Below are 22,994 nucleotides of genomic sequence, written 5' to 3'. Positions count from 1 at the left end.
TCTAGTCGAGCGGTCCGCCGGCCACGTACAGCACCTGGCCGGAGACGAATCCGGCCGCCTCGCCGGTGAAGAAGGCGATGGCGTTGGCGATGTCCTCCGGCTCACCGACCCGGGCCACCGGGATCTGAGTGGCGGCGGCGGCCTTGAAGTCCTCGAAGCCCATGCCGACGCGGTCGGCGGTGGCCTTGGTCATCTCGGTCACGATGAATCCGGGGGCGACGGAGTTGGCGGTGACGCCGAACTTGCCGAGCTCCTTGGCGAGGGTCTTGGTGAAGCCCTGCAGACCCGCCTTGGCCGCCGAGTAGTTCACCTGACCGCGGTTGCCGAGCGCGGACGACGAGGACAGGTTGACGATCCGGCCGAAGCCGGCGTCCACCATGTGCTTCTGGCAGGCCTTGGACATCAGGAAGGCGCCGCGCAGGTGCACGTTCATGACGGTGTCCCAGTCGGAGACGCTCATCTTGAACAGCAGGTTGTCGCGCAGCACGCCCGCGTTGTTGACGAGGATCGTCGGGGCGCCGAGCTCCTCGGCGATCCGCGCGACGGCCGCCTCGACCTGCGCCTCGTCGGAGACGTCGCAGCCGACGGCGATGGCCTTGCCACCGGCGGCGGTGATCTTCTCGACGGTGTCCTTGCAGGCTGCCTCGTCGAGGTCGAGCACGGCGACCGCGCGGCCCTCGGCGGCCAGTCGTACGGCGGTGGCGGCACCGATGCCGCGCGCGGCACCGGTCACGACGGCAACCCGCTGCTCAGTGGTGGACATGACTGCTACTCCTCAGGTGAGCGACCGCTTAGTACCTTCAGTGGGTGTGACGCTAGAAGCCCTGGCACGCGGTGTCAACGGCCCCGGGCGGCATGTGATCCATTACCCGGGTCCCGCCCGGCCCTGTGGCCTTCTCGGGGACACCCGATCGGCCCAGGGCGGCGCGCCGCCGCACCCCTCGGCGCCTAGCGTCGGAGCGCGAGCCACCCATGGCCGGAGGGAGGCGCTCCATGCGCCGTCGCACCGGTGTCACGGGCGCGCTGTTCGCGATCGCCGCGATCGTGCCCATGGCCGACCCCGCTCACGCCCGGCAGGACCTGGACTGCCGCGACTTCGCCTTTCAGGAGGACGCGCAGGCCGTCTTCGACGCGGACCCGAGCGACCCCAACAGGCTGGACGAGGACCAGGGCCCCGACGACGGTGTCGCGTGCGAGGCGCTGGCCCGCCGCGGGATCAGCAACCCCACGACGTCGCCCACCCCGCCCGGCCCCTCCACCAGGGCGTCCGTGCCTCCCTCGATCAGTCCTTCCGCTCCCGTCGCCACCACTCCCACCGGCGCTCCGAGCCAGGGTGTGCGGGGCGGGCTGGGGGGCGCGGTGGCCTCGGGGCCGAGCGACTGGGACCTCGCGATGGGAGTGACCTTCGCCGTGGGTGCCGCTCTCGCCGCCGGCTACGTGGTGAGGCGCCGGCGGCGCTGACGGCCCGGTGCCCGTCACCTCACCAGCAGGTCCAGCAACCGCTCGGTCTCCGCCGCCGGGTCCGTGGTCAGGCCGGTGTGCACCGGGCCGGGCTGGACGATCGTGGAGCGGGGGGCGACGAGCCAGCGGAAGCGGCGGCCCGGGTCGTCGGAGGCCGCCTGCCCCGCAGCGCTCCCACCCGTGCACAGGCCCTCCACGGCCCCCAGGGCGGCCCGGACGCCGGCCACGTCGGCCAGCGGGTCGAGGGCCAGCAGACGGGTCTCGTCGAGGTGGGTGCGGGCACCGACGTAGGACTCGGCGCGGCAGTACACCAGGACCCCGGCGTTGATGCATTCGCCGCGTTCCACGCGCGGGACGACGCGCAGGACGGCGTACTCGTAGACGTGGCGGTCCCGTGGCCCGCCCCTGATGATGTGCCGGTCGTTCACTTCAGCCCCTGGATGCGGTCGTGGATGACGGCGGCCCGTGCCAGCAGCGGGCGCGCGTAGGCCTGCCTCAGATCGTCCGGCGCGGCGAAGCCCGGTTCGTCCGTGAGCCAGGTGTCCGGGATCTGCGCGGTGACGTCGGCGAGCAGTTCCTCGGTGACCAGGGGCGCCAACTCGGCTGCGGCGGAGGCGACATCGGGCGCGAAGGGCGCGAGCGCGTGGTCGGAGGCGTCGTACGGGCGGGCGGCGGAGGCCTCCACACCGGGCCAGTTGTGGTGCCAGATCATCGTCGCGCCGTGGTCGACGAGCCACAGCTCGCCGCGCCACCTCAGCAGGTTGGGGTTGCGCCAGGAACGGTCGACGTTGTTGATCAGCGCGTCGAACCAGACCACACGGCCGGCCTCCTCGGGGCTCACCGGGAACGCGAGCGGGTCGAAGCCGAGCGCGCCGGAGAGGAAGTCCATGCCGAGGTTGGTGCCGCCGCTGGACCGGAGCAGGCTCTGCACCTGCTCCTCCGGTTCACCGAGCCCCAGGTCGGGGTCGAGCTCCACGGTGACGAGACGCGGCATGCGCAGCCCCAGCCGCCGGGCCAGTTCCCCGCAGACCACTTCGGCGACGAGTGTCTTGCGGCCCTGTCCCGCGCCGGTGAACTTCAGGACGTAGGTGCCGAAGTCGTCCGCCTCGACCAGACCCGGCAGCGAACCGCCCTCGCGCAGGGGCGCGATGAAACGGGTCGCGATCACTTCCTTGAGCATCGCCCCAGGTTACTGACGAATCCGGCAACGGGGACGACGGCCTCACGGGGGCGGGCCGGAACCCGACAGCAACCCGACAGCTCCGCTTTACCCGTGTCCCTCCCCGAACGGGTCAGGATTTCGGCGGGGCCTGAACAGCCGGTCCCCAGGGGCCGTACCTCTCGGCAGATCACCGATCCCCCGGAAGGAACGTCAGCATGACCAGCGAATCCGTTCAGCCGATGTCGGGACCGAACCGCCGCACCGTCGTGGCGGCGGTCGGCGCGGCGGGGCTCACCGTGGCGCTGACGGCGTGCGGTTCGGAGGACAAGGCGTCCGACCCGTCCACCGAGCAGGGTGCGAACGGAGGGGGCGGCTCGTCCGCCGGAGCGGGAGCCGGTGGTGCGGCGCTCGCGAAGACCTCCGACATCCCCGAGGGCAGCGGCAAGATCTTCAAGGACGAGAAGGTCGTGGTCTCACAGCCGGCGGCGGGCGACTACAAGGCGTTCTCGACCATCTGTACCCACCGGCAGTGTCCGATGGTGGACCTGAAGGACGACATCATCTCCTGCACCTGTCACGGCAGTCAGTTCTCCGTCCTCGACGGCAGCGTCAAGAAGGGGCCGGCGGTCGAACCGCTGGAGGCGAAGCAGATCAGCGTGAAGGGCGACTCCATCACTCTGGCCTGACGCCCCGCGCACGCTCCAGGCACGCCAGCACCTCGTCCGTGGTCGCGACCGTGGCGACCAAGGCGAGGGTGTGGCGGATCATCGCAGGGGTGTAGTCGGCCGGCACTCCCGCGATGGCGTCCGCCGGGACGACGACGGTGTAGCCGCGGTTCACGGCGTCGAACACGGCATTGGGGACGGCCACGTTGGCCGAGACCCCGGTGACGATCAGCGTGCGGCAGCCGAGGTTGCGCAGCAATGGATCGACGTCGGTGCCCTGTAGGGGTGACAGCCCGTGCAGTCGCCGTACGACGAGATCCTCCTCGGCGACCTCGATCGGGGTGGCCACCCGCACCGCCGGCGTGCCGGTCAGCTGCTGGACGGGCAGCCGTGCGGCGGCGCGGAACAGCCGGGCGTTGCGGCTGGCGCCGCGGCCGTCGGGGCGGCGCTCGGCGACGGCGTGGACGACCTGGACGCCGCCGTCGTGGGCTGCCGCCACCAGACGGGCGACGTTGGCGAGGGCGCCGCCGGCGCGTGCCTGTTCGGCGAGTTCGGGCAGCGCGCTGTCCGCCCCGACGACGCCTTCCTGGCACTCGACGGTGAGCAGCACGGTGGTGCGCGGTTCGAGGAGTTCGCTGAGCGCTGAGTACGAGGGCACGGGTTTCCCCCTGTCACCGGCGGCAGGGCGGGCGAGCGTAGCGACCATTGCGCACGGGCGGAAGAGCACTCATCCTTTTCTGACGTGATGTCAGAGGATCTCCTCTGGCACGACGTGGGAGAAAGAGGGGGAGCATGACCGTCACGCAGCAGCGCAGGGGCCGGAAGATCATGATGACGCCGGGCGAGCTGGACGAGTTCCTGACCAGCCAGCGCACCTGCCGGGTCGCCACGGTGTCGGCCGGCGGGGCGCCGCACGTGAGCACGCTGTGGTTCGCCTGGGACGGCACCTCGATGTGGCTGTACTCGGTCGTACGCAGCAAGCGGTGGACCGACCTGCGGCGCGATCCGCGGGTGGCGATCGTGGTCGACACCGGCGAGGAGTACGACGAGCTGCGCGGCGCCGAGCTGTCGGGCACCGCCGAGTTCGTGGGCGAGATACCTCGCACGGGCGAGCTGCGCGCCGAACTCGACGTCCCGGAGATGCTGTTCGCGCGGAAGAACTTCAACCTGGAGGAGATGCCGCACGACGGCCGGCACGCCTGGATCAGGCTGAGGCCCGAGAAGATCGTCTCCTGGGACTTCCGCAAGCTCGCCGGGCAGTAGCCTCTCCCCGGAACGTCAGCCGACCCTCTCCCCCGCCGCCCGCAGGGCCTTCACCGCCGCGCGGATCGACGGACGGCGGTCCGCGTCCGCGCGCCAGACGACGTACACGTGCCGCCGGACCCGCTGCCGGAGGGGGACGGTCACCACACCGGCCGGCACGGGGTGGCGGCCGAGCAGCGGGGCGATGCAGACCCCGAGGCCCGCGGCGACCAGGGCGAGCTGCGTGTGGGTCTCGGCGGCGCGATGGCCGACGATCGGCTCGACGCCCTTGGAGCGGAGGGTGAACATCAGCCACTCGTGGCAGAACTCGCCGTCGCCCCAGGTGATCCACTCGTCGTCGGCGAACTCGCCGAGGTCGACCTCCTCGCGCTCCGCGAGCCGGTGGTCCACCCGCAGGGCGACCTCGGCCGGGTCGTCCAGGATCGACGCCTTGACCAGTCCCTCGGGCAGCGCCATCGGCTTGTTGTACCAGTCGAGCACGACGGCCAGGTCGAGGTCGCCGCGCACGACTCCGGCGATGCCGTGCTCCGGCTCCAGCTCGCAGGAGCGCAGCCGGAGCGCGGGGTGCTCCTCCCGCAGTGCGGCCAGCGCGTGCGGGAACAGCCCCCGCGCTGCCGTCGGGAACGCCGACAGCCGGAGCTCGCCGACCACCTGCCCGCGCTGTGCCTCCAGATCGGACTGGGCGAGTTCCACCTGGGACAGGATGCGCGCGGCGTGCTCGGCGAGCAGCCGGCCCGCGTCGGTGAGCCGCACCCCCCGGCCGTTCTTGGCGAGGAGCTGCTGACCGACCTCCCGCTCCAGCTTCGACAGCTGCTGGGAGACGGCGGACGTCGTGATGTGCAGCCCCTCGGCCGCGCCGCTCACCGAGCCGTGCCGGGCGAGGGCGTCGAGGGTGCGCAGGCGCTCCAGATTCAACATGTAAGCAATGCTACGCAGTACCGGGTGCGAAATCTCGATTGTGCTACGAGGTCGCGTCGGCGCATCGTGGTGGCCATGAGCACCGTCACCACCCCGGCCGACCGGGCCGCCACCGCCCCGCCGGCACAACCGCGCCGTCGCCTCGACTGGCGCCTCAGGTTCGCCGCCCTGTCTCTGATCTGGGGCTTCAGCTTCCTCCTCATCAAGGTGGGCACCGAGAGCTACGCGCCGTTCCAGGTGACGCTCGGCCGGCTGGCGTTCGGCACCGCGGTGCTGGCCGCCGCGATGGCGGTACGACGCGAGCGGCTGCCGCGCGGGGCGCGCGTCTGGGGGCATCTGACGGTCGCCGCGTTGTTGCTCAACGCCCTGCCGTTCTCGCTCTTCGCGTACGCCGAGCTGACCATCCCGTCCGCCCTCGCGGGCATCTGCAACGCGACCTCGCCGCTGTGGGGCATGGCGTTGTCGCTGGTCGCCCTGTCGGAGGACCGGCCGACCCGGGTGCGGGTGGCGGGGCTCGGGCTGGGCTTCCTCGGGGTCCTCACGGTGCTGGGGGCCTGGCAGGGCTTCAACGGCCTGGACGCCACCGGCACGGCACTGGCCCTGCTGGGCTCCCTCAGCTACCCGATCGGCTGGATCTACGTACGCCGCACCCTCGCCGGCACCGGCCACTCGCACCTGTCGATGACCGGCGCGCAACTGCTGCTCGCCACGGCCCAGTTGGCCGTCGTCACCCCGCTGTTCACGACCCTGCCGACCCGGGCGTCCGCCGTGCCGCTGCTGGCGGTCGCCGCCCTGGGCGCGCTGGGCACGGGCCTCGCGGTGCTCCTCCAGTACGGCCTGGTCGCCGAGGTCGGTCCGACGACCGCCCAGATGGTCACGTACTTCATCCCGGTCATCGCCACGGCCGCGGGCGTCGCCCTCCTCGGCGAGGGGCTCACCTGGTCGACTCCGGTCGGGGCGGTGATCGTACTGGCGGGGGCGGCACTCACCCAGATCCGCCCGAAGCCGGCTCCGGGACCTCGACCGTAGCCCGCCGGGACCCGGCCGCCCGGGCCGACGACTCAGCCGTAGCCCCGTGCGGGAGCCGGCCGCCCAGCCCCACGTCTCAGTCGTAACTCCGCGCGGGGGCGGGTTCGAGGGCCGAGGCGATCGCTTCGGCCAGCCTCTCGATCTCGCCGTCGACGAGGGTCGAGACGGTGACCCGGATACCGGGCGGAGCGCTCAGCCGGAAGCGGGCACCGGGAGCCACGGCCCAGCCGGCGTGCAACAGCCGGGCGACGGCGCCGGTCTCGTCCGGCACCGGCACCCAGACGTTCATGCCACTGCGCCCGCAGGCCGCGACACCACGCCGTCCGAGCGCCTTGATCAGCGCGTCCCGCCGCCGCCCGTACGACGCCGCCGCCTCGGCCGTGTCCACCGCCCCGTCCGCCCACAGCCGGACCAGGGCCCGCTGCATCAGCCGGCTCACCCAGCCGGGTCCGAGCCGGTGCCGCCCGCGGACCCGGTCGACGGTGACGGAGTCCCCGGTGAGCAGGGCGAGCCGCAGATCCGGGCCGTAGGCCTTGGCTGCCGAGCGCACGAACGCCCAGTGCCGGGTGGCTCCGGCCAGGGGGTGGAGGGGTACGTCGACGATGCCGTGACCGTGGTCGTCCTCGATCAACAGGGTCTCCGGATACGCCCGGAGCACGGCTCGCAGTGCACGCGCGCGTGCCGAGCTCACCGCCGCACCGGTCGGGTTCTGTGCCCGGGCCGTGACGATCAGGGCCCGAGCCCCGGCCTCCAGCGCCCGGCGCACGTCCTGAGCGCACGGCCCCTCGTCGTCGACGCCGACGGGTTCGGTGCGCAGCCCGAGCGCGGGCACCAGGTCGAGGGTGCGGCCCCAGCCGGGGTCCTCGACGGCGACGGTGTCACCCGGCTTGAGGTGGGCCGCCAGCACCCGCTCGACGCCGTCCAGGGCGCCGGAGACGACGGCGAGCGGCCCGTCCGGCACGCCGTCGGCGTCGAACCCGGCCCGGGCGATCCTGGCCAGCTCCGGTTCGATCGGGGTGTCGCCGTAGAGCACGGGCGCCCGGTCGCCCTCGGCGGCGGCCGCCGCGAACGCGCCCGCGAGGGCCGGCAGCAGCGCCGGATCCGGATTGCCCTGCGCGACGTCGCGCACCCCCTCCGGGACCTCCACCCGGAAGTGGTCCCGCCCGGTCGTCGCCGGCGCGGGCCGCACCCGGCTGCCGCGCCGCCCCGCCGTCTCGATGACCCCGCGCTCGCGCAGGGTCCGGTACGCGGCCGCGACCGTGTTGGGATTCACCCCCAACCGCTGCGCCAACTCCCGCATGGGGGGCAGCAGTTGACCCGGTTGCAACTCACCGGCTCCCACGGCGCGCTCGATGCTCGCGGAAATGTCCGCTGCACGACGCCCACTGATCCGATACTCTCCTAGCACAAAGCCAATTATGCGCTAGTGCAATGGAGAGCGCCATGCAGGGGACCACACAAACGCCGTCGCAGCCCGAAACGGCCTACACCCCGACCGACCGCACCGTCCCCACCCGCTCCCCGGGCCGGGCCTCGTACGACAAGGACCTGGTGCACTCGATACTCGACGAGGCCTACGTCTGCCATCTCGGCTTCGTCCGCGACGGGGCACCCGTCGTGCTGCCCACCCTGTACGCCCGGGTCGGCGAGCGGCTGTACGTGCACGGCTCGACGGGCTCGCGTCCGCTGCGGACCACCGCCCAGTCAGAGCCCGGCCTCCCGGTCTGCCTGACGGTCACCCACGTCGACGCCCTGGTCCTGGCCCGCTCGGCCTTCCACCACTCGATCAACTACCGCTCCGTGGTGGTGCACGGCGTCGCCCACGACGTGACGGACCCCGAGGAGAAGCTGCGGGCGCTGGACGCGCTGGTCGACCACGTCGTGCCCGGACGCTCCGCGGACTCGCGCCCCGCCAACCAGAAGGAGCTGGCCGCCACGGCCGTGATCCGCCTGGACCTGGACGAGGTCTCCGCGAAGCTGCGCACCGGCGGTGTGAACGACGGACCGGAGGACCTCGCCCTGCCTCACTGGGCCGGCGTCGTCCCGGTGCGGCGCACCTACGGCACCCCGCTCTCCGACCCCGCCCTCGCCCCCGGCACCGAGCTGCCCGACTACCTCACGGCCCTGTGATGCTGATCCATCCCTGGGACGCGCCCCGTGACGACACCGAATGGCAACGGTGGCTGGCCGACCACGACTTCGGCCAGCTCGCGGTCAACGGCCCGCCGGGCGAACCGCCACACGTCCAGCCCCTGCACTTCGCCTACGACGCCGGGCGCCGCGAGGTCCTCACCCACCTCGCCCGCCCCAACCCGCTCTGGCCCGCGCTGGAGGCCGCCCCGGATGTTTTGCTGAGCGTGGTCGACGACTACGTGTTCGTGCCCGGCCCCTGGCAGGCCGCCCCGGACGTCCCGCCCGAGCACGGCACCCCGACGAGTTTCTACGCGGCCGTCCAGCTTCGCTGCCGCGCCCATGTCGTGGACGACCCGGCACACAAGGCCGCACTGCTCAACCGCCAGGTCGACCACTTCCAGCCGCGGGGCGGCTCCGCACGGGCGGCGGCGGGTGAGGCCCCCTACGGCAGGATGCTCGCCGGCATCCGCGGCCTGCGCCTGGAGGTGACGGACGTACGAGCGAAGTTCAAGTACGCCAACCACAGGCCGGCCGAGGTCCGGGACCGGATCGCCGCGGGTCTCGCGGCCCGCGGCGGCCCGGGCGACTCCAGGGCCCGCGCCCATCTCCTGCGCAGACAGCAGGCGTAGGTCGCGGCTCCCCGCCCCGACACCTCAGGCGCTGGTCCCGCGCCTGGACAGTTCCCTTTCCGGGCCGCCGCTCGCCACCTGCTGTCCGGACCCCTTCGACGGCGTCGAGGACTGCGCGATGAACGCGCCCACCAGCACGATCGCGCCACCGGCGATCTGCGGCGCGGAGAGGTGCTCACCGAGCAGGACCCAGGCCAGGACGGTGGCGATGACCGCCTCGAGGCAGGCCACGACCCCGGCGACCTGCGGGGAGAGCCGGCGCACGGAGACCACACCGGTGACGTAGGCGACGACCGTGGCGACCAGGACGATCCACGCCAGCAGTACGGCGGCGGGAACGGGCCGGCCGTCCATGCTCGCGGTACCCCCGAGCACCGGCCAGTCCATGGTCCAGGGCCGGGCGACGACGGTCAGCACGGTCGCGCCGACCAACAACCCGTAGGCGATGACGCCGAGCGGATCGGGCGCCTCGTCCCCGGCGTCGCTGCCCTGGTCGGACAGGACGAAGTAGCCGACCTGGCAGCAGGCCGCGCCGAGCGCGAACAGCAGCCCCAGCGCGTCGAACCCGAGGCCCGACCACACCTCCACGACACAGGCGAGGCCGCCGACCGCGAGCACGACACCGACGGCTGCGGCACGCGTCACGGGCCGCTTCTGCACGAACCGCACCCAGCCCAGCACCAGCGCGGGCGCCAGGTACTCGATGAGCAGCGCCACCCCGACGGGGATCCGGGAGAGCGCCGCGAAGTAGCAGGCCTGGACACCGGCGACGGCGAGCAGCCCGAACCCGGCGAGCAGTCCGGGGCGCCTGCGCACCAGCGCGCGGTGACGCACGGCGAGCGGCAGCATGACCAGGGCAGCCCCGGCCACCCGCAGCCACACCACGTGCAGCGGCTCCAGACCCGCTTCGATCAGCGGTTTGGCCGCGACACCGGATCCGCCGAAGGCCACCGCGGACAGGAGGGCGAGTCCGAGCCCCACACCCCTGCCGCGCCCGCTCACGCTGCTGTCAGTGGTACGCACCGGCACATGATGACAGGCGATGACAGGAGCGTCATCCCCTATGACACCTGTCTCACAGCCTGGACGGGACGGCCGGCCGCACGCCGCAGCGCTCAGTGGGCGGCTTCGCCGCACTCCTCGGCGACGCCGGACCGGCCGTCGAGCCGGGTGAGCACGTCGCGCGGGTCGATGCCGGCCCGCCCGAGCACCTCGACCGCGCGCGCCTGCGGGTCGACGACGATCGCCGCGAGCAGGTCGGTGCCACGGGCCGGTTCGCCGCGCTCGGCGGCACGCTCGCAGGCGTACTCCATGCACGCGGCGGCGAGCGGGGAGAAGCCCGCCGTCTCCGTCACCACGGGGACGGCGCCGGAGTCCTCGACTCCGTTCTGCCAGCGCAGGCCGTACCCGATGCTGCGCTGGACGAGATAGCCCAGCAGACGCGCGATCTGCGGCCCCTCGACGAAGGCGGCACGCGCCTCGGGGTCCGACTCCAGCAGGGAGTGGAGCAGATGGGCGGTGTCGATCTGCCGGTCGCCGTCCCGGACGGCCCGGCGCCGGGCACCACCGACCACCGACGCCAGCTCGTCACTGAGCCTGGCATCGTTGTCCACGCGCTGAATGCCGTGCTCATGGGCCGACTGTCGGGGGGTACGGGGTTGCACATCCCCTAGCCCACCAGTCTCACGGGCTCGCGTCATCCTCGGTGGGAAGCATGTTCGCGTCCCACGGGAAGTGGACTCCGCCGGTCTGGTCTCCTCCTTGCGGAGGAGACCAGGCAGATCCGGATGCAGACGCGACCGGTCTGACAGTTCGTCAGTATTGAACATTGCGGCCGCTGCGGCTACGTTCCGCGCACCCAGCCCGCTACGGAGAGGTGGTCGCATGGCCGAAGTCAGCGCGGAGGCCCGCATCGGGGCGCCGGCCGGCACGGTGTGGGCGAAGCTCACCGACTGGTCGACGTACGGCGAATGGAACGCGACCCACACGAGCTTCCCGGCGGGCGGCCCGGAGCCCCTGCACGTGGGCGCGACGTTCCAGGAGAACATGCGGCTGATGAACTTCCCGGCCGAAGTGGCCTGGACCGTGGAGGAACTGGAACCGGCGCGGGTGCTCGCCATCCGCGGCAAGGGCCCGATGGCGGTGACCGTCGCGACGCGCTACACCCTCACACCCGACGGCGATGCCACGACGGTCCGCATCGACGGCGAGTTCACGGGGGCGACGGTGTCCTTGATGGCGGGCAAGCTCAAGGACTCGGCGACGGCCGCCCTGCACGAGTCGCTGCGCAAGCTGGACCGGCTGGTGACCTGACACCCCGCCACGCCCCCGGACCCCCGGCACACCGAGACGCCCCCGGACCACTCCGGGGGCGTCTCGTGTCCTACGCGGTTCAGTCAGTCCTCGTCGGCGAGGATGAGATACAGCTTCTTACGGGCCTCGTTGATGACGCCGAGGGCCTTCTCCCGCTGCTCCTTGCTGCCGGTCTTCCAGACCTGGCCGAAGGCCTCCATCAGGCCGAAGCCTGCCTGGCGGATCTCACCGAGAGCCTCCCAGTCGACCCCGCGAGAAGCTTCTTCCCAGGGAGCCTCGGGCCCCTCCTCGGCGGCCTCGCGGCCCGCCTCGGTGAGCGAGAACAGCTTCTTGCCGCCCTCGGAGGCGCTGGCGATCAGCCCCTCGTCCTCCAGCAACTGGAGGGTGGGGTACACCGAGCCGGGGCTGGGCTTCCACGCCCCGCCGCTGCGCTCGGCGATCTCCTGGATCATCTCGTAGCCGTGCATCGGCCGGTCCTTCAGCAGGGCCAGGATCGAGGCGCGTACGTCACCGCGCCGCGCCCTCCCCCTGGGTCCCCCGCGCCCTCGGCCACCCCATGGGCCCGGACCGAAGCCCGGCCCACCGGGCCCGCCCCAGCCGGGGCCACCCGGACCGCCCGGCCCGAAGGGGCCGAAGGCCGCACGCAGCCCTTCGAAGCCGCCCCGACCGTGGTGCGGGCCACCGTGTCCATGTCCACGCTCGAATCCGTGGGTACGCATCGCAACCACTCTCCATTCCATCGTTGATCTGTCGCGATGCTTCAACGATATATCGGTACCCCTCCACCGACAAGGCCTTCTCCGAGGTTTCCGTCTGCAGAAGTGGTGCTCAGGCAGCCACCCGCGAGCCCGCCCGATCAGCACCCCGCCGCAGCACGAGGAGCGGCCCGGCGGACTGATCTCGGCGGTGCGGCGGTAGAGCACCTGCAGGCGATCGGACGTCAGTAGGCAAGAGGTCGAAGTTCACCGTCGCAGGGCATCCCTGCCGGGGGAATCGGGCCAGTGGGTGCGAATTGGCCTTGGTCTGCCGCGTCGTGGGCGCCCTAGCGTCGGGGCATGCGGATCCGAATCGTCGACGCCTTCACCGATAGCCCCTTCTCCGGCAACCCGGCAGGGGTCCTGCTCCTGTCCGGCGCGGACGCCTTCCCGGACGACACCTGGCTGCAGAACGTAGCCCTGGAGGTCAACCACGCCGAGACGGCCTTCGCCCACCCGCTCCCCGAGGGCTCCGGGGCGGACTGGGCGCTGCGCTGGTTCACTCCGGCCACCGAGGTCGCGATGTGCGGCCACGCCACCCTCGCCACCGCCCATGTCCTGCACACGACCGGCGCCCACGTGGGGCCGGTGCGGTTCGCCACCCGCAGCGGCGTCCTCGTCGCCACCCCCGCGGCGGACGGCTCCGTCACCCTGGACTTCCCGACGGCCCCGCTCACGCGGATCGAGCCGCCCGAAGGTCTCGCCGAGGCGCTGGGCGCGAAGGTGCTCACGGTCCTCGACACCGGCCCGAACGTCGGCGATCTGCTCGTCGAGGTCGCCGACGAGAGGACGGTGCACGCCCTCAGCCCGGACCTGGCGGCCCTCGCCACCCACTCCGAGCGCGGTGTGATCGCCACGGCCCGCGCCGAGGACCCCGCCGGGGGCTACGACTTCGTCTCGCGCTGCTTCTTCCCGAACGTGGGCATCGACGAGGACCCGGTGACCGGCAGCGCCCACACGGCACTCGCCCCGTTCTGGTCCGAGCGCCTGGGCCGCCCCCGCCTCACCGGCCTGCAGGCCTCACCCCGCTCCGGCCGGATCCGTACCGAGTTGCGCGGCGACCGCACCCTGCTGACGGGTACAGCGGTCACCGTCATCGAGGGCGAGCTGCTGGCCCATGACGAATGAGAGGCCATCTCATGTGGCGAGTCTGCGGTAGCAGGTGAGGGTGCAGGCGGTGATGTCGAGCGCCCCGCTCAGCCGACCGGAGTGTTCTTCGTCGCCTCGCGTGCCTCGGTGAGGGCTCGCTGCCTGATGTCGCCGCCGAACAACTGAATGGTGGTGGCGGCCAGGATGTCATCCCTGCCGATGGTCCGCCTGTCCCCCCGACGGGTGGACAGTGCCCGGAGGGAGTCCTCGAGGGGCGGGGGTGGGGCCGGTTCGTCCGACATCACCACCGTACCGAAACGTTTGACCCCGCCCTCGCGTACGACCATGGCCGCGTCCCGGGCAAGGTCCGTCAGGAACGCGCTCGCGATTCCGTCCAGGTCGCGGACCATCGCCGGGACGGCCGTCGCCCCCTGGTTCCGCAGCAGCTTCCTGACCCCGGCCTCGAACCTGTGGGCGCCGACCACAGCACTCGGTTTGCGCGACCTGCTGCGCTCAGGAGGGGGCACGACGACACCCTCGGCGTCGTACAGGACACCGGTCCGGCTTTTGAACGTCGGGCTGTGGCCATACCACACCTCTCCCACCTGGAGCTCGATGTTCCGGCCGATCGCCGAAAGAAGGTCACCGGGAATCAGCTTCTTCCGGGCTTCCTCCGCCGCCGCTCTCTTCGCGCCGTCGATGATCTCCGTCAGCACCGTCCGCGTCACCGACGCGGCGGCCCAAGCGGCCGACCGAGAGACGTGCATCGGGGTCACGTCCCGGAACACCGTTCTGACGAGAGAAGACTTGAACGGCGAGACATCCGTGACCGAGGCGGTCCCGGAACCGCTGCGCTCAGGACGTGCGGGCTGTGCGGGCTGTGCGGTCATCGGAAGACGCGCTCCCTGCGGTTGGAGTTGTCACAGGCCCGCACTTCACCCAAGGGGGCCGCGAACCGTCGTACGCCCTTCACCCGCTGCTTCACGCCGTCGGGAGCCAGCCCACCTTGCCCGCCAGCAGCGCGTATCCGACGAACGCCCCGATGTCGAGCAGCGAGTGGGCGACGACGAGCGGGCCGACGCGCCCCCAGCGGCGGTAGAGGTACACGAAGACGACGCCCATCACCATGTTCCCGACGAAGCCGCCGATGCCCTGGTAGAGGTGGTACGACCCGCGCAGAACGGCGCTGCCGGCCAGCGCGGCCGTCGGCGTCCAGCCCAGCTGGCCCATGCGGCGCAACAGGTAGCCGACGACGATCACTTCCTCCAGCACGGCGTTCTGGATCGCCGACAGGATCAGCACCGGGTACTTCCACCAGACCGCCGGCAGCGCCTCGGGCACCACGGTGAGGTTGAAGCCGAGGCCGCGGGCCGCCAGGTAGAAGGCGATGCCGGTGCTGCCGATGACCGCGGCGATCGCCGCTCCGCGGCCGAGGTCGGGCCAGGGGCGGGTGCGGTCGAAGCCGATCGTGCGCAGGCTCGCGCCCTCGCGGAGCAGGAAGTGCGCGACGAGTGCGACGGGTACGAGCGCGGTGGTGATTCCGAAGAGTTGCCAGGCGAGGTCGAGCCAGGGCCGGCCGGGCGCGGCCGAGGCGTTCATCGTGGCGGCCTGGTCCTTGAGTCCACCCGGCTTGGTGACCGACCCGACGAAGCTGATCAGCGCCGACAGTCCGCTCGCGCCCAGTGACAGCGCGAGGACCAGCAGCGTCTCGTTGCGGAGCATCCGCCGTGAGAGCCCCTGCTGGGGAATGGAATCGCCCACCGGGCTCGCCTCCGCCTGCACACCCGCCTCCACTTCACCGACCTGTCGGATCAGTATGGCGGCAGCGGGATGTCAGCCCTGAGGCGGCGTCGACCCTCGGCGCACTCGCAACGTCAGCCGGAGACGGTGGCTCTCTGCGTCAGCCCAGCGACACAGGCTCCGGCAGCCCCACCGGCCAGCTGTGCACCGGCTCGCCCTTGTGCATCAGCTCGCGGTAGCGCCGGGTCGTGGCGGCCAGTGCGTCCTCCCGGGAGAGGCCCGCGTCCAGTGCCTTGTGGAAGGTGGCGGCCTGCCAGCTCGCCCCGTTCACCCGGCGCCGGCACCGCTCCTCGATCACACCCAGGTACAGATCGCGGTCGGCCGGCTCGACCCCCCAGGCGTCCAGCCCGGCTTCGGCGAGCGGCAGCAGCTCGTCGCGGATCAGGCTCACCGCGTCGACCTGGGTGGTGCCGCTGTACCGGCCGCGCCGGGGCCAGGTGAAGCGGGCGTCGATCCCGTCCTTGCACGCGGCGTCGAAGTTGGCGGCGGCCGCCTCGAAGGGCAGCCGGGACCACACCGGCCGGGACTCCTCCGCGAGCGCCCGGACGACCCCGTAGAAGAAGGCCGCGTTGGCGACGACGTCGGTGACGGTGGGCCCGGCCGGCAGCACGCGGTTCTCCACGCGCAGATGCGGGACGCCGTCGGCGATGCCGTAGACCGGGCGGTTCCAGCGGTAGATCGTGCCGTTGTGCAGGACGAGTTCGGCGAGCGAGGGCGTGCCGCCCTGGTCGAGCACCTCGAGCGGGTCCTCGTCGTCGCAGATCGGCAGGAGGGCCGGGTAGTAGCGCAGGTTCTCCTCGAAGAGGTCGTACGCCGAGGTGACCCAGCGCTCCCCGAACCAGGTGCGCGGCCGGACGCCCTGGGCCTGGAGCTCGGGCGGGCGGGTGTCGGTGGACTGCTGGAACAGCGGGGGCCGCGACTCGCGCCACAGTTCGCGCCCGAAGAGGAAGGGCGAGTTGGCGCCGACGGCGATCTGCGCGGCGGCGACCGCCTGGGCCGCGTTCCACACGTCGGCGAAGCGGGCCGGGGTGACCTGGAGATGCAGCTGAACGGAGGTGCAGGCGGCTTCCGGCGCGATGGACTTCGAGGTGCAGCTCAGGTGCTCCACGCCGTCGATGTCGAGGGTGAACTCCTCGCCGCGGGCGGCCACGATCTGGTCGTTGAGAAGCGTGTACCGGTCGACGTCCGAGAGGTTCGACGACACCAGATCGTCACGGTCGAGAGTCGGCAGAATACCGATCATCACGATACCCGCGTCGACCTCGCCGGCCTTCCGGTCGGCATATGCCAGCGACGTACGGAGTTCCTCCGCGAGACGGTCGAATACCCGCCCCCCGAGGCGGTGTGGGGGAATGTTCACTTCCAGATTGAACATGGCGAGTTCTGTTTGGAAATCGCGACTCGCGATGCGTTCCAGGACTTGCCCGTTCAACATTTTCGGCATGCCGTCGGCGCCCGCGAGATTCAATTCGATCTCCAGCCCCATGAGGTTCTTGGGGCGATCGAACCGCTTCTCCGCCAGGAGTCGCTCCAAGCCCGTCAGGCACTGACGCAGCTTGTCGCGGTAGCGCTGGCGATCGGACAGGTCGAACCGCCCTGCCACGACCTTCTCCCCCATCGAAGCGTCCCTCCTTGGATGATGCGGGCCCGGGACCCGGCTCACGGGGCCCCGGTCAGGTGGAGGATGCCCAGCGAAAGCGATCGATAACGTCCCGGGCGGACCCGGCGACCGCTACGCTGGTCGCGTGTGACCGGTGGCACATTCACTCGGCATGACGCACAGGACAGGTTTCGGGGCCTCGGGAACTCGTGAAAAACGCCGACGAGAATAGGCCGACCGGTTGGCGGACATTCGCCGAGGTCACCGTCGTGCACCCCCGCATGGAATCGGGATAATTCTCGCGTATCGTCGCCCGAATGTACCCTTGTTCTACTCACCGGAAACGGCTAGACGAAACACAGCCCGAACCCGTGTCGTATAAACTCCGCGAACAAGGCAGAAGGCCGGCGCCCACGGTCGATGGGTCCTGCCGTCCAGGCGATGCGGACCCCACCCCCCTCTCGTTCACACGACCTCGGCCCCTGCCGCTCTGACCCCCGTGAGCAGACAGCGCCGTCCGCCCCCGCCCTCGTGCCACCGTGCCTTTGAATGAGAGGCGACCCACCATGCCGCTGCACGTCCCTCCGGCTCCCGCGCCCGCACTCCGCTCCGTCCTCACCGCCCTCTCCTCTCCCACCGCGGTCCGCGAAGCCCGCACCCCCTCCCTGCTCGGCACCCAGGGACCCGTCACACCCGAGCTGCCCCTGCCCGTGCACGTCCTCGACCACGTCACGGCCGAGGGCGTCTCCGCGACCCGGCTGGCCGGGTGGCGCTTCCTGATCCGCTGCGGCGACCACGTCGTGGCCGCGGCGGAGACCATGCTGACCGCAGACGGCTGGGCCTTCTCGCACTTCTTCGAGGGCCCGTACATCACCTCCACGGAGCGCGCCCTGCGGCAGGCCGAGACGATCCCGCAGCCGTACCAGCCCCGCCTGCTGTCGGTGCCCGGCCTGTACATGCTGACGCTCTGGCTGCACGAGGACTGCTCCGCGGACGGCGCCGCCGGTCACCCCGCGGCGACCGACCTGCTCGTCCCGCTGGCGCCGGCGCCGCCTGGCATCGCGGCCCACCGTCCGCACCGCGTCTCCGAACTCCTCCCGGTGCTCACCCATCGAGTGGCTCCCACCAGACTTCTCGGATCACCCGCCTGAAACACCGCACGGCTCCCCGCACCCCGTCGCCAGGAATTCCGGCGGCGGGGTCGTTCCTTTGGCGCCGACGAGCCACGGACCGCTCGCACGATCGACTTATCGCTCACACGATCGCTCGTACGAGCGATGAATAGCTCTTAAGAGCCGGAGAGGTCGTCGGCCCGAGCGGACTAGCCCCATCCGGCCCCTACGAACCACCCGAAGGGACAGCCCAGTTGGGATGAACCGTCCGCGCGGGTGACGCGTCCTGAACCTGTGAGAAGCGGTGCCGCGAAATCCCTGCGGATCGACGCCCGTGGGGCAACACTGGGTTCCGACGACCTATCACAACGGGGGCGGCCATGAACGACACTTCTAGCCGCGGAACAGACACGACAGCCCACTCGGACACGTCAATATCATCGTCCGTCTCTACACAGCGAAAGATCCCACCCATGTGCCAGCACCAGACCCAGTGCCCCTCAGCGGAATCCGCCGACCGGGAATCCGCCCGCCTCGTGGCGCACCACCCGGAGCAGGGATGGAGCCTGCTGTGCAACGGCGTGGTGCTCTTCGAGGACACCGGCGAACTCCTGCCGGACGGGCGGGCCATCGCCCCGCATCGTCCGCTGGCCGGCCAGGTGATGACCGCCGCCTGAGGCCGTCCGCGGGGTGATGCCCCGCCGCACGACATGAGGGGCCGGCCGCGGGACACCCCGCGCACCGGCCCCGACGCATGCCCGAAGGCCGTCACCGACCGTCACGCCCCGCGACGTGGCGCCCCCGTCCGATATGCCTTCCCCGTACGCCTTCCCACGGATGCGTCGTTTCCGGAAGACTCCTGGAAGTTTCGCGGTCATCCGTCGACGGAGGTGGGGCTGGTGGGTTCAGGTGGGGCCGACCCCGGGGGCAGGGTCACGATCACGGAGATCGCCCGCCAGGCCGGCGTGTCCGTACCGACCGTGTCCCGGGTGGTCAACGGCCGGTCCGACGTCTCGCCGCGGACCCGGGCCCGGGTCGAGGATCTGCTGCGTCGGCACGGTTACCGCAAGCGTCCCGCGGCCCCCGGTACTCGCGCCGCCCTGCTCGACCTGGTCTTCAACGACCTCGACAGCCCCTGGGCGGTGGAGATCATCCGCGGGGTCGAGGAGGTCGCGCACGCCGCCGGGGTCGGCACGGTGGTGTCGGCGATCCACGGGCGATCCGGCGACGCCCGCGCATGGATGCGCAACCTGAGGGCCCGCGCCTCCGGCGGGGTCGTCCTCGTGACGTCCGCCCTGGATCCGACACTCCACGAGGAGTTACAGATCCTCGGCGTGCCCCTGGTGGTGGTCGACCCGGCGGGCTCCCCGGCCCTCGACGCCCCCACGATCGGCGCCGCGAACTGGGCGGGCGGCCTGGCGGCCACCGAGCACCTGCTGTCCCTCGGCCACCGCCGGATCGGCTTGATCGCCGGACCGCCCCGCCTGCTGTGCTCCCGGGCCCGTCTTGACGGCTATCGCGCCGCCCTGGAAAGCGCCGGCGTCCCGAGGGACCCGTCCCTCGTCGTCCCCGGCGATTTCCGCCCCGAGTCCGGTTTCACCGCCTGCGAAACCCTGCTCGACCTCCCGGAGCCGCCGACCGCGCTGTTCGCGGCCAGCGACCAGATGGCACTCGGCGCGATCGAGGCGCTGCGCCGGCGCGGTCTCCGGGTGCCGCAGGACATGAGCGTGGTCGGCTTCGACGACCTTCCGGAGGTCCGCTGGTCGGCCCCACCCCTGACGACGGTCCGCCAGCCCCTGGCCGACATGGGCAAACTGGCCGCGCGCACCGTGCTCCGCCTGACCCGTGACGAGCAGCCGGACTCACCGCGGGTGGAGCTGGGCACCGAACTGGTCGTACGGGCTAGCACGACCCCCTTGCTCTGACCCCTCGGTACGAGGAACAACCCGCTTGCCTGACCCCTCGGTACGAGGAACGGCACCTTTGCCCTGAGACTCCTCGGTACGAGGACCGGCACCTTTGCCCTGACCACTCGGCACGAGAACGGCACCCGTGACCTGCCCCCTCGGTACGAGAACGGCGCCCCACCACCCCCTGTCCGGTGGGGCGCCGCCCGCCCCCGCTACCTCCCCCCGAGCACCTCACGCAGCGCGAAGTACGCGGGCTTGTGCCGCAGTTCCTCGTCCCACGGCAGGGCCGCGCCCTCGCCCGGGAAGAACGCGGGGATCCAGGAGTACTTGTCGGTGTAGTCCCACAGGGTGATACCCACGCAGCGTCGGACCGCCAGGCACGCCTCGGTCAGGTCGGCGTACCACTCGGCCTGCCGGTCCAGCTTCTCCTCGGTCGCGGGCAGCTGCATCCGTATGTCGACCTCGGTGAGCGCGGTGTCGAGGCCGAGCCGGGAGAAGCGGCGGAGGTTGTCCTCCAGGGTGGTCGGATAGCCGTACTGCAGGGCCAGATGGGCCTGCAGGCCGATGCCGTGCAGCGGGACGCCCGCCGCCTTGAGCTCCTTGGCCAGTCGGTGGTAGGCGTCGCTCTTCGGGCCGATGCCCTCGATGTTGTAGTCGTTGAGGTACAGCTTGACCCGCGGATCCGCCTGGTGCGCCCAGCGCAGCGCGTCGGCGATGTAGCCGGGCCCCAGCGTCTTGTAGAAGACCGACTCCCGGTACGTGCCGTCCTCGTTGAACGCCTCGTTGACGACGTCCCAGGCGAACACCTTGCCCCGGTAGTGCCGTACTTCCGTCTGGATGTGTTTCTTCAGTACGGCCCTCAGCTCGGGGGCCGTCCACTCCCTGCCCGTGAGCCATTCGGGCAGCTGGCTGTGCCAGACCAGGGTGTGGCCGCGCACCTTCTGCCGGTTGGCCCGGGCGAGGTTCACGATCTCGTCGCCCGCCGAGAAGTCGAACACCCCTTGCTGGGGCTCGGTCGCGTACCACTTCATGCCGTTGCCTGGCGTGATCTGGTCGAACTCGCTGCCGAGCAGGGCCGTGTACGGCCCGTCGACGAGCTCGGGGTTGTCGGTGGCGCTGCCGAAGTAGCGGCCGTGCCGCTGCGCGAGGTCGGCGAGGGTGGGCTGCTGGTGGCCCGCCTGGGCGGGCGTGCCGGCGCCGATTCCGGCGGCGACCAGGAGCGCGGCGACGGCGCCGACGAGTCTGAGACGGGTGGTGCGCATGGTGCGACTCCTCACGACGGTGGGTGGGTAGAGCCGTACGTTCGCGGCGCGCGTCAGCCCTTGGTGGCGCCGGCGGTGAGGCCGCCGACGAGCTGACGCTCGGCGACCGAGTAGAAGGCGAGGGCGGGGACCATGGCCAGCACCAGGTAGGCGAAGACCTTGGCGTACTCCGCGGAGTACTGTCCCTGAAACTGCTGGACGCCGATCGGCAGCGTCCACCACTGTGCGTCGGTGAACACCAGCAGCGGCAGGAAGAAGTTGTTCCAGCTGGTGACGACGGCCAGCACGGAGACCGTGCCGAGCGCGGGCCGGGCCATGGGCAGCAGCACCCGCCAGAAGAAACCGAACGAACTGCACCCGTCGAGCGTGGCGGCCTCCTCCAGCTCGCCGGGGATCTGCCGGAAGAAGCCCCGCAGGATGATGATCGTCATCGGAAGTCCGAAGGCGGCCTGCGGCAGGATCACGCCGAGCGGGTTGTCCAGCAGGTCCAGTGAGCGCAGCAGCAGGAACAGCGGCAGGGCCGCCACCGCGAACGGGAACATCAGCCCCATGGTGAAGAGCGTGAACAGCGCCTCCCGGCCCCGGAAGGCGAACCGCGCGAAGGAGAAGGCCGACAGGGCGGAGACCGCGACGACCAGGACGGTCGTGCCGATCGCGATCAGTGTGCTGTTGCCGATCAGCCGCCAGAAGTCCCCCGAGCCGAGGATCTGGGTGTAGTTGGAGGTGATCCACGACTCGGGCAGTCCGACCGGGTTGCGGGAGAGCTCGTCGGTGGACTTGAAGCCGGAGAGCGCGGCGTAGAGCAGGGGGGCTGTCATGACGGCCCCGACGACGACCAGGACGAGGTGAAGGCTCCAGGTCTTCCCGCGTACACGGGTCTTCTGACTGGCTGTCACTTTCCGTCACCCCGCATGGTCGTGGTGGCCCCTTCCAAGTCGCGTCGGAGGACGAACCGCTGGTAGGCGAGGGCGAAGACGAGACTGATGCCGAACATGACCACGCTGATCGCGCTGGCGTAGCCGACCTGGTAGCGCTTGAAGCCGTACTGGAACATGGTCACGGCCATGGTCTCGGAGTGGTGGTCGGGACCGCCCGCGGTGGTCACCCACACCAGGTCGAACAACTGGATCGACCCGATGACCGCGAGGAAGACGCTGATGCGCAGGGTGGGCGCGAGCAGCGGCAGGGTGACGTTGCGGAACCGCTGCCAGGCACTCGCCCCGTCGATGAGCGCCGCCTCGGTCAGTTCCTTCGGGACGGCCTGGAGCCCGGCCAGGTACAGCATCATGTGGAAGCCGAAGTACTTCCAGGTCATGACCAGGAACACCGTCGCCATCACGGTGGACGGGTCCGCGAACCACTCCCCGCCCAGCCCCGCCAGACCGATCCTGCCGAGGACCTGGTCGGCGAAGCCGTCGTCCGGGGCGAAGATCATGCCGAAGAGGATGCCGGTGATGGCCTCCGACAGGACGTACGGGGCGAAGAACAGCATCCGGTACACCGCCCGCCCGCGCATCCGCTGGTTGAGCAGGACGGCCATGGCGAGGGCGAACGGCAGCTGGATCGCGAGCGACAGCACCACAAGCACCAGGCAGCGCCACAGGTCTCCGAGGAAGACGTCGTCCTGGAAGAGCCGGGCGAAGTTCTCGCCGCCGACGTAGTCGGAGGGCATGCCGAAACCGCCCCAGCGGAAGAACGCGGCGTACAGGGCGAACAGCATCGGCAGCAGCACGAGCCCCATGAACAGCACCAGGGCCGGGAGCTGGAAGCCGGCCGCGGTGAGCCAGTGCAGTGTGCGTCGCCGGGCCCGCCCCGGGGGCCGGGCCGCGGCCGGGGGCGGGGAACCGGCGCCGGGGCCGGTCCGTTTGTCCGGCAGGAACGTGGAGGTCATCG

General features: G+C 71.3%; 26 protein-coding genes. 11 read left to right on the top strand and 15 right to left on the bottom strand.

The annotated features are described in order from the left end of the window. Position 1: 1 nt before the first annotated feature. Complete coding sequence (fabG, locus tag AB0B29_RS23865) at positions 2-763, bottom strand: 3-oxoacyl-ACP reductase FabG (RefSeq protein ID WP_362243194.1); 762 nt, start codon at positions 761-763, stop codon at positions 2-4. Between the two features lie 230 nt (positions 764-993). Between fabG and AB0B29_RS23860 the strand changes: the two genes are divergently transcribed. Then, on the top strand, positions 994-1,461 hold the full coding sequence (locus AB0B29_RS23860; protein WP_362243191.1) for an excalibur calcium-binding protein: 468 nt from the start codon (positions 994-996) through the stop codon (positions 1,459-1,461). Between the two features lie 14 nt (positions 1,462-1,475). Here the strand turns inward: AB0B29_RS23860 and AB0B29_RS23855 are convergent, their stop codons facing one another. Then, positions 1,476-1,889 (bottom strand): DUF3037 domain-containing protein, encoded by a 414-nt coding sequence (locus AB0B29_RS23855; protein ID WP_362243188.1) that lies wholly within the window; start codon positions 1,887-1,889, stop codon positions 1,476-1,478. Next, complete coding sequence (locus AB0B29_RS23850; RefSeq protein WP_362243185.1) at positions 1,886-2,641, bottom strand: HipA family kinase; 756 nt, start codon at positions 2,639-2,641, stop codon at positions 1,886-1,888. The genes AB0B29_RS23855 and AB0B29_RS23850 overlap by 4 nt, the downstream gene beginning before the upstream one ends. Positions 2,642-2,838: 197 nt before the next feature. Between AB0B29_RS23850 and AB0B29_RS23845 the strand changes: the two genes are divergently transcribed. Next, entirely contained in the window at positions 2,839-3,309 is a 471-nt protein-coding gene (locus AB0B29_RS23845) for a Rieske (2Fe-2S) protein (RefSeq protein ID WP_362243182.1), read from the top strand. On the opposite strand, the gene AB0B29_RS23840 is transcribed toward AB0B29_RS23845, so the two are convergent. Next, on the bottom strand, positions 3,296-3,946 hold the full coding sequence (locus tag AB0B29_RS23840; protein ID WP_362243179.1) for a cysteine hydrolase: 651 nt from the start codon (positions 3,944-3,946) through the stop codon (positions 3,296-3,298). The genes AB0B29_RS23845 and AB0B29_RS23840 overlap by 14 nt on opposite strands. Positions 3,947-4,080: 134 nt before the next feature. Here AB0B29_RS23840 and AB0B29_RS23835 point away from each other — a divergent pair, with 134 nt between their 5' ends. After that, entirely contained in the window at positions 4,081-4,551 is a 471-nt protein-coding gene (locus AB0B29_RS23835; protein WP_362243176.1) for a pyridoxamine 5'-phosphate oxidase family protein, read from the top strand. Between the two features lie 15 nt (positions 4,552-4,566). Here AB0B29_RS23835 and AB0B29_RS23830 read toward each other — a convergent pair whose 3' ends face one another. Then, positions 4,567-5,469 (bottom strand): LysR family transcriptional regulator, encoded by a 903-nt coding sequence (locus AB0B29_RS23830; protein ID WP_362243173.1) that lies wholly within the window; start codon positions 5,467-5,469, stop codon positions 4,567-4,569. A 75-nt stretch (positions 5,470-5,544) separates the two neighbouring features. On the opposite strand from AB0B29_RS23830, the gene AB0B29_RS23825 reads away from it, so the two are divergent. Beyond that, positions 5,545-6,498 (top strand): DMT family transporter, encoded by a 954-nt coding sequence (locus AB0B29_RS23825; protein WP_362243170.1) that lies wholly within the window; start codon positions 5,545-5,547, stop codon positions 6,496-6,498. 76 nt (positions 6,499-6,574) lie between these two features. Here the strand turns inward: AB0B29_RS23825 and AB0B29_RS23820 are convergent, their stop codons facing one another. Next, positions 6,575-7,906 (bottom strand): aminotransferase class I/II-fold pyridoxal phosphate-dependent enzyme, encoded by a 1,332-nt coding sequence (locus AB0B29_RS23820; protein WP_362243167.1) that lies wholly within the window; start codon positions 7,904-7,906, stop codon positions 6,575-6,577. 35 nt (positions 7,907-7,941) lie between these two features. Between AB0B29_RS23820 and AB0B29_RS23815 the strand changes: the two genes are divergently transcribed. Next, complete coding sequence (locus AB0B29_RS23815) at positions 7,942-8,628, top strand: pyridoxamine 5'-phosphate oxidase family protein (protein ID WP_362243164.1); 687 nt, start codon at positions 7,942-7,944, stop codon at positions 8,626-8,628. Next, positions 8,628-9,260 carry an FMN-binding negative transcriptional regulator gene (locus AB0B29_RS23810; protein WP_362243161.1) on the top strand — a complete coding sequence of 211 codons (633 nt, stop codon included), beginning with the start codon at positions 8,628-8,630 and terminating at the stop codon, positions 9,258-9,260. Before AB0B29_RS23815 ends, AB0B29_RS23810 begins: the two co-directional genes overlap by 1 nt. A gap of 24 nt (positions 9,261-9,284) precedes the next feature. Here the strand turns inward: AB0B29_RS23810 and AB0B29_RS23805 are convergent, their stop codons facing one another. After that, positions 9,285-10,289, bottom strand: coding sequence for an EamA family transporter (locus tag AB0B29_RS23805; RefSeq protein ID WP_362243158.1), 1,005 nt, complete (start codon positions 10,287-10,289; stop codon positions 9,285-9,287). Between the two features lie 86 nt (positions 10,290-10,375). Next, positions 10,376-10,924, bottom strand: coding sequence for a Clp protease N-terminal domain-containing protein (locus tag AB0B29_RS23800; protein ID WP_436845873.1), 549 nt, complete (start codon positions 10,922-10,924; stop codon positions 10,376-10,378). Between the two features lie 220 nt (positions 10,925-11,144). Between AB0B29_RS23800 and AB0B29_RS23795 the strand changes: the two genes are divergently transcribed. Next, positions 11,145-11,573 (top strand): type II toxin-antitoxin system Rv0910 family toxin, encoded by a 429-nt coding sequence (locus tag AB0B29_RS23795; RefSeq protein WP_362243152.1) that lies wholly within the window; start codon positions 11,145-11,147, stop codon positions 11,571-11,573. Positions 11,574-11,656: 83 nt separating this feature from the next. Here AB0B29_RS23795 and AB0B29_RS23790 read toward each other — a convergent pair whose 3' ends face one another. After that, positions 11,657-12,292: a PadR family transcriptional regulator gene (locus AB0B29_RS23790; protein WP_362243149.1), complete on the bottom strand. Its 636-nt coding sequence runs from the start codon at positions 12,290-12,292 to the stop codon at positions 11,657-11,659. A gap of 336 nt (positions 12,293-12,628) precedes the next feature. Between AB0B29_RS23790 and AB0B29_RS23785 the strand changes: the two genes are divergently transcribed. Next, complete coding sequence (locus AB0B29_RS23785) at positions 12,629-13,456, top strand: PhzF family phenazine biosynthesis protein (RefSeq protein WP_362243147.1); 828 nt, start codon at positions 12,629-12,631, stop codon at positions 13,454-13,456. A gap of 68 nt (positions 13,457-13,524) precedes the next feature. Here AB0B29_RS23785 and AB0B29_RS23780 read toward each other — a convergent pair whose 3' ends face one another. From AB0B29_RS23780 to AB0B29_RS23770, 3 genes are all read right to left on the bottom strand, one after another. Next, a complete protein-coding gene (locus AB0B29_RS23780) occupies positions 13,525-14,307 on the bottom strand; it encodes a hypothetical protein (protein WP_362243144.1) in 783 nt (260 codons plus the stop codon). A 91-nt stretch (positions 14,308-14,398) separates the two neighbouring features. Continuing rightward, positions 14,399-15,199 (bottom strand): CPBP family intramembrane glutamic endopeptidase, encoded by an 801-nt coding sequence (locus AB0B29_RS23775; RefSeq protein WP_362243142.1) that lies wholly within the window; start codon positions 15,197-15,199, stop codon positions 14,399-14,401. A 118-nt stretch (positions 15,200-15,317) separates the two neighbouring features. Beyond that, on the bottom strand, positions 15,318-16,835 hold the full coding sequence (locus AB0B29_RS23770) for a glutamate-cysteine ligase family protein (protein WP_362243139.1): 1,518 nt from the start codon (positions 16,833-16,835) through the stop codon (positions 15,318-15,320). A gap of 548 nt (positions 16,836-17,383) precedes the next feature. Between AB0B29_RS23770 and AB0B29_RS23765 the strand changes: the two genes are divergently transcribed. The 3 genes from AB0B29_RS23765 to AB0B29_RS23755 all read left to right on the top strand — a co-directional run bounded on the left by AB0B29_RS23765 (position 17,384) and on the right by AB0B29_RS23755 (position 19,854). Then, the gene (locus AB0B29_RS23765) at positions 17,384-17,968 is read left to right on the top strand and encodes a hypothetical protein (RefSeq protein ID WP_362243136.1); all 585 of its coding nucleotides are present in this window, start codon (positions 17,384-17,386) and stop codon (positions 17,966-17,968) included. A gap of 434 nt (positions 17,969-18,402) precedes the next feature. Continuing rightward, positions 18,403-18,606: a DUF5999 family protein gene (locus tag AB0B29_RS23760; RefSeq protein WP_033307435.1), complete on the top strand. Its 204-nt coding sequence runs from the start codon at positions 18,403-18,405 to the stop codon at positions 18,604-18,606. Between the two features lie 222 nt (positions 18,607-18,828). Beyond that, positions 18,829-19,854, top strand: a complete 1,026-nt coding sequence (locus AB0B29_RS23755) for a LacI family DNA-binding transcriptional regulator (protein WP_362243133.1) — start codon at positions 18,829-18,831, stop codon at positions 19,852-19,854. Between the two features lie 197 nt (positions 19,855-20,051). Here the strand turns inward: AB0B29_RS23755 and AB0B29_RS23750 are convergent, their stop codons facing one another. The 3 genes from AB0B29_RS23750 to AB0B29_RS23740 form a co-directional block, all read right to left on the bottom strand. Further along, positions 20,052-21,101, bottom strand: coding sequence for an endo-1,4-beta-xylanase (locus AB0B29_RS23750; RefSeq protein ID WP_362243130.1), 1,050 nt, complete (start codon positions 21,099-21,101; stop codon positions 20,052-20,054). 53 nt (positions 21,102-21,154) lie between these two features. Beyond that, positions 21,155-21,919 carry a carbohydrate ABC transporter permease gene (locus AB0B29_RS23745; protein WP_362243772.1) on the bottom strand — a complete coding sequence of 255 codons (765 nt, stop codon included), beginning with the start codon at positions 21,917-21,919 and terminating at the stop codon, positions 21,155-21,157. Positions 21,920-21,993: 74 nt separating this feature from the next. Beyond that, a complete protein-coding gene (locus AB0B29_RS23740) occupies positions 21,994-22,992 on the bottom strand; it encodes a carbohydrate ABC transporter permease (RefSeq protein ID WP_362243128.1) in 999 nt (332 codons plus the stop codon). Positions 22,993-22,994 lie beyond the last annotated feature (2 nt).

Source organism: Streptomyces tibetensis, assembly GCF_040647715.1.
Classification (GTDB): domain Bacteria; phylum Actinomycetota; class Actinomycetes; order Streptomycetales; family Streptomycetaceae; genus Streptomyces; species Streptomyces tibetensis_A.
This window is presented reverse-complemented; position numbering and strand designations above follow the sequence as displayed.

Excerpts from the sequence above, each read along its gene's own strand:
- fabG (WP_362243194.1), bottom strand. The coding sequence starts at position 763 with ATGTCCACCACTGAGCAGCGGGTTGCCGTCGTGACCGGTGCCGCGCGC.
- AB0B29_RS23860 (WP_362243191.1), top strand. The coding sequence starts at position 994 with ATGCGCCGTCGCACCGGTGTCACGGGCGCGCTGTTCGCGATCGCCGCG.
- AB0B29_RS23850 (WP_362243185.1), bottom strand. The coding sequence starts at position 2,641 with ATGCTCAAGGAAGTGATCGCGACCCGTTTCATCGCGCCCCTGCGCGAG.
- AB0B29_RS23845 (WP_362243182.1), top strand. The coding sequence starts at position 2,839 with ATGACCAGCGAATCCGTTCAGCCGATGTCGGGACCGAACCGCCGCACC.
- AB0B29_RS23835 (WP_362243176.1), top strand. The coding sequence starts at position 4,081 with ATGACCGTCACGCAGCAGCGCAGGGGCCGGAAGATCATGATGACGCCG.
- AB0B29_RS23830 (WP_362243173.1), bottom strand. The coding sequence starts at position 5,469 with ATGTTGAATCTGGAGCGCCTGCGCACCCTCGACGCCCTCGCCCGGCAC.
- AB0B29_RS23825 (WP_362243170.1), top strand. The coding sequence starts at position 5,545 with ATGAGCACCGTCACCACCCCGGCCGACCGGGCCGCCACCGCCCCGCCG.
- AB0B29_RS23815 (WP_362243164.1), top strand. The coding sequence starts at position 7,942 with ATGCAGGGGACCACACAAACGCCGTCGCAGCCCGAAACGGCCTACACC.
- AB0B29_RS23810 (WP_362243161.1), top strand. The coding sequence starts at position 8,628 with ATGCTGATCCATCCCTGGGACGCGCCCCGTGACGACACCGAATGGCAA.
- AB0B29_RS23795 (WP_362243152.1), top strand. The coding sequence starts at position 11,145 with ATGGCCGAAGTCAGCGCGGAGGCCCGCATCGGGGCGCCGGCCGGCACG.
- AB0B29_RS23790 (WP_362243149.1), bottom strand. The coding sequence starts at position 12,292 with ATGCGTACCCACGGATTCGAGCGTGGACATGGACACGGTGGCCCGCAC.
- AB0B29_RS23785 (WP_362243147.1), top strand. The coding sequence starts at position 12,629 with ATGCGGATCCGAATCGTCGACGCCTTCACCGATAGCCCCTTCTCCGGC.
- AB0B29_RS23780 (WP_362243144.1), bottom strand. The coding sequence starts at position 14,307 with ATGACCGCACAGCCCGCACAGCCCGCACGTCCTGAGCGCAGCGGTTCC.
- AB0B29_RS23770 (WP_362243139.1), bottom strand. The coding sequence starts at position 16,835 with ATGGGGGAGAAGGTCGTGGCAGGGCGGTTCGACCTGTCCGATCGCCAG.
- AB0B29_RS23765 (WP_362243136.1), top strand. The coding sequence starts at position 17,384 with ATGCCGCTGCACGTCCCTCCGGCTCCCGCGCCCGCACTCCGCTCCGTC.
- AB0B29_RS23760 (WP_033307435.1), top strand. The coding sequence starts at position 18,403 with ATGTGCCAGCACCAGACCCAGTGCCCCTCAGCGGAATCCGCCGACCGG.
- AB0B29_RS23750 (WP_362243130.1), bottom strand. The coding sequence starts at position 21,101 with ATGCGCACCACCCGTCTCAGACTCGTCGGCGCCGTCGCCGCGCTCCTG.
- AB0B29_RS23745 (WP_362243772.1), bottom strand. The coding sequence starts at position 21,919 with ATGACAGCCCCCCTGCTCTACGCCGCGCTCTCCGGCTTCAAGTCCACC.
- AB0B29_RS23740 (WP_362243128.1), bottom strand. The coding sequence starts at position 22,992 with ATGACCTCCACGTTCCTGCCGGACAAACGGACCGGCCCCGGCGCCGGT.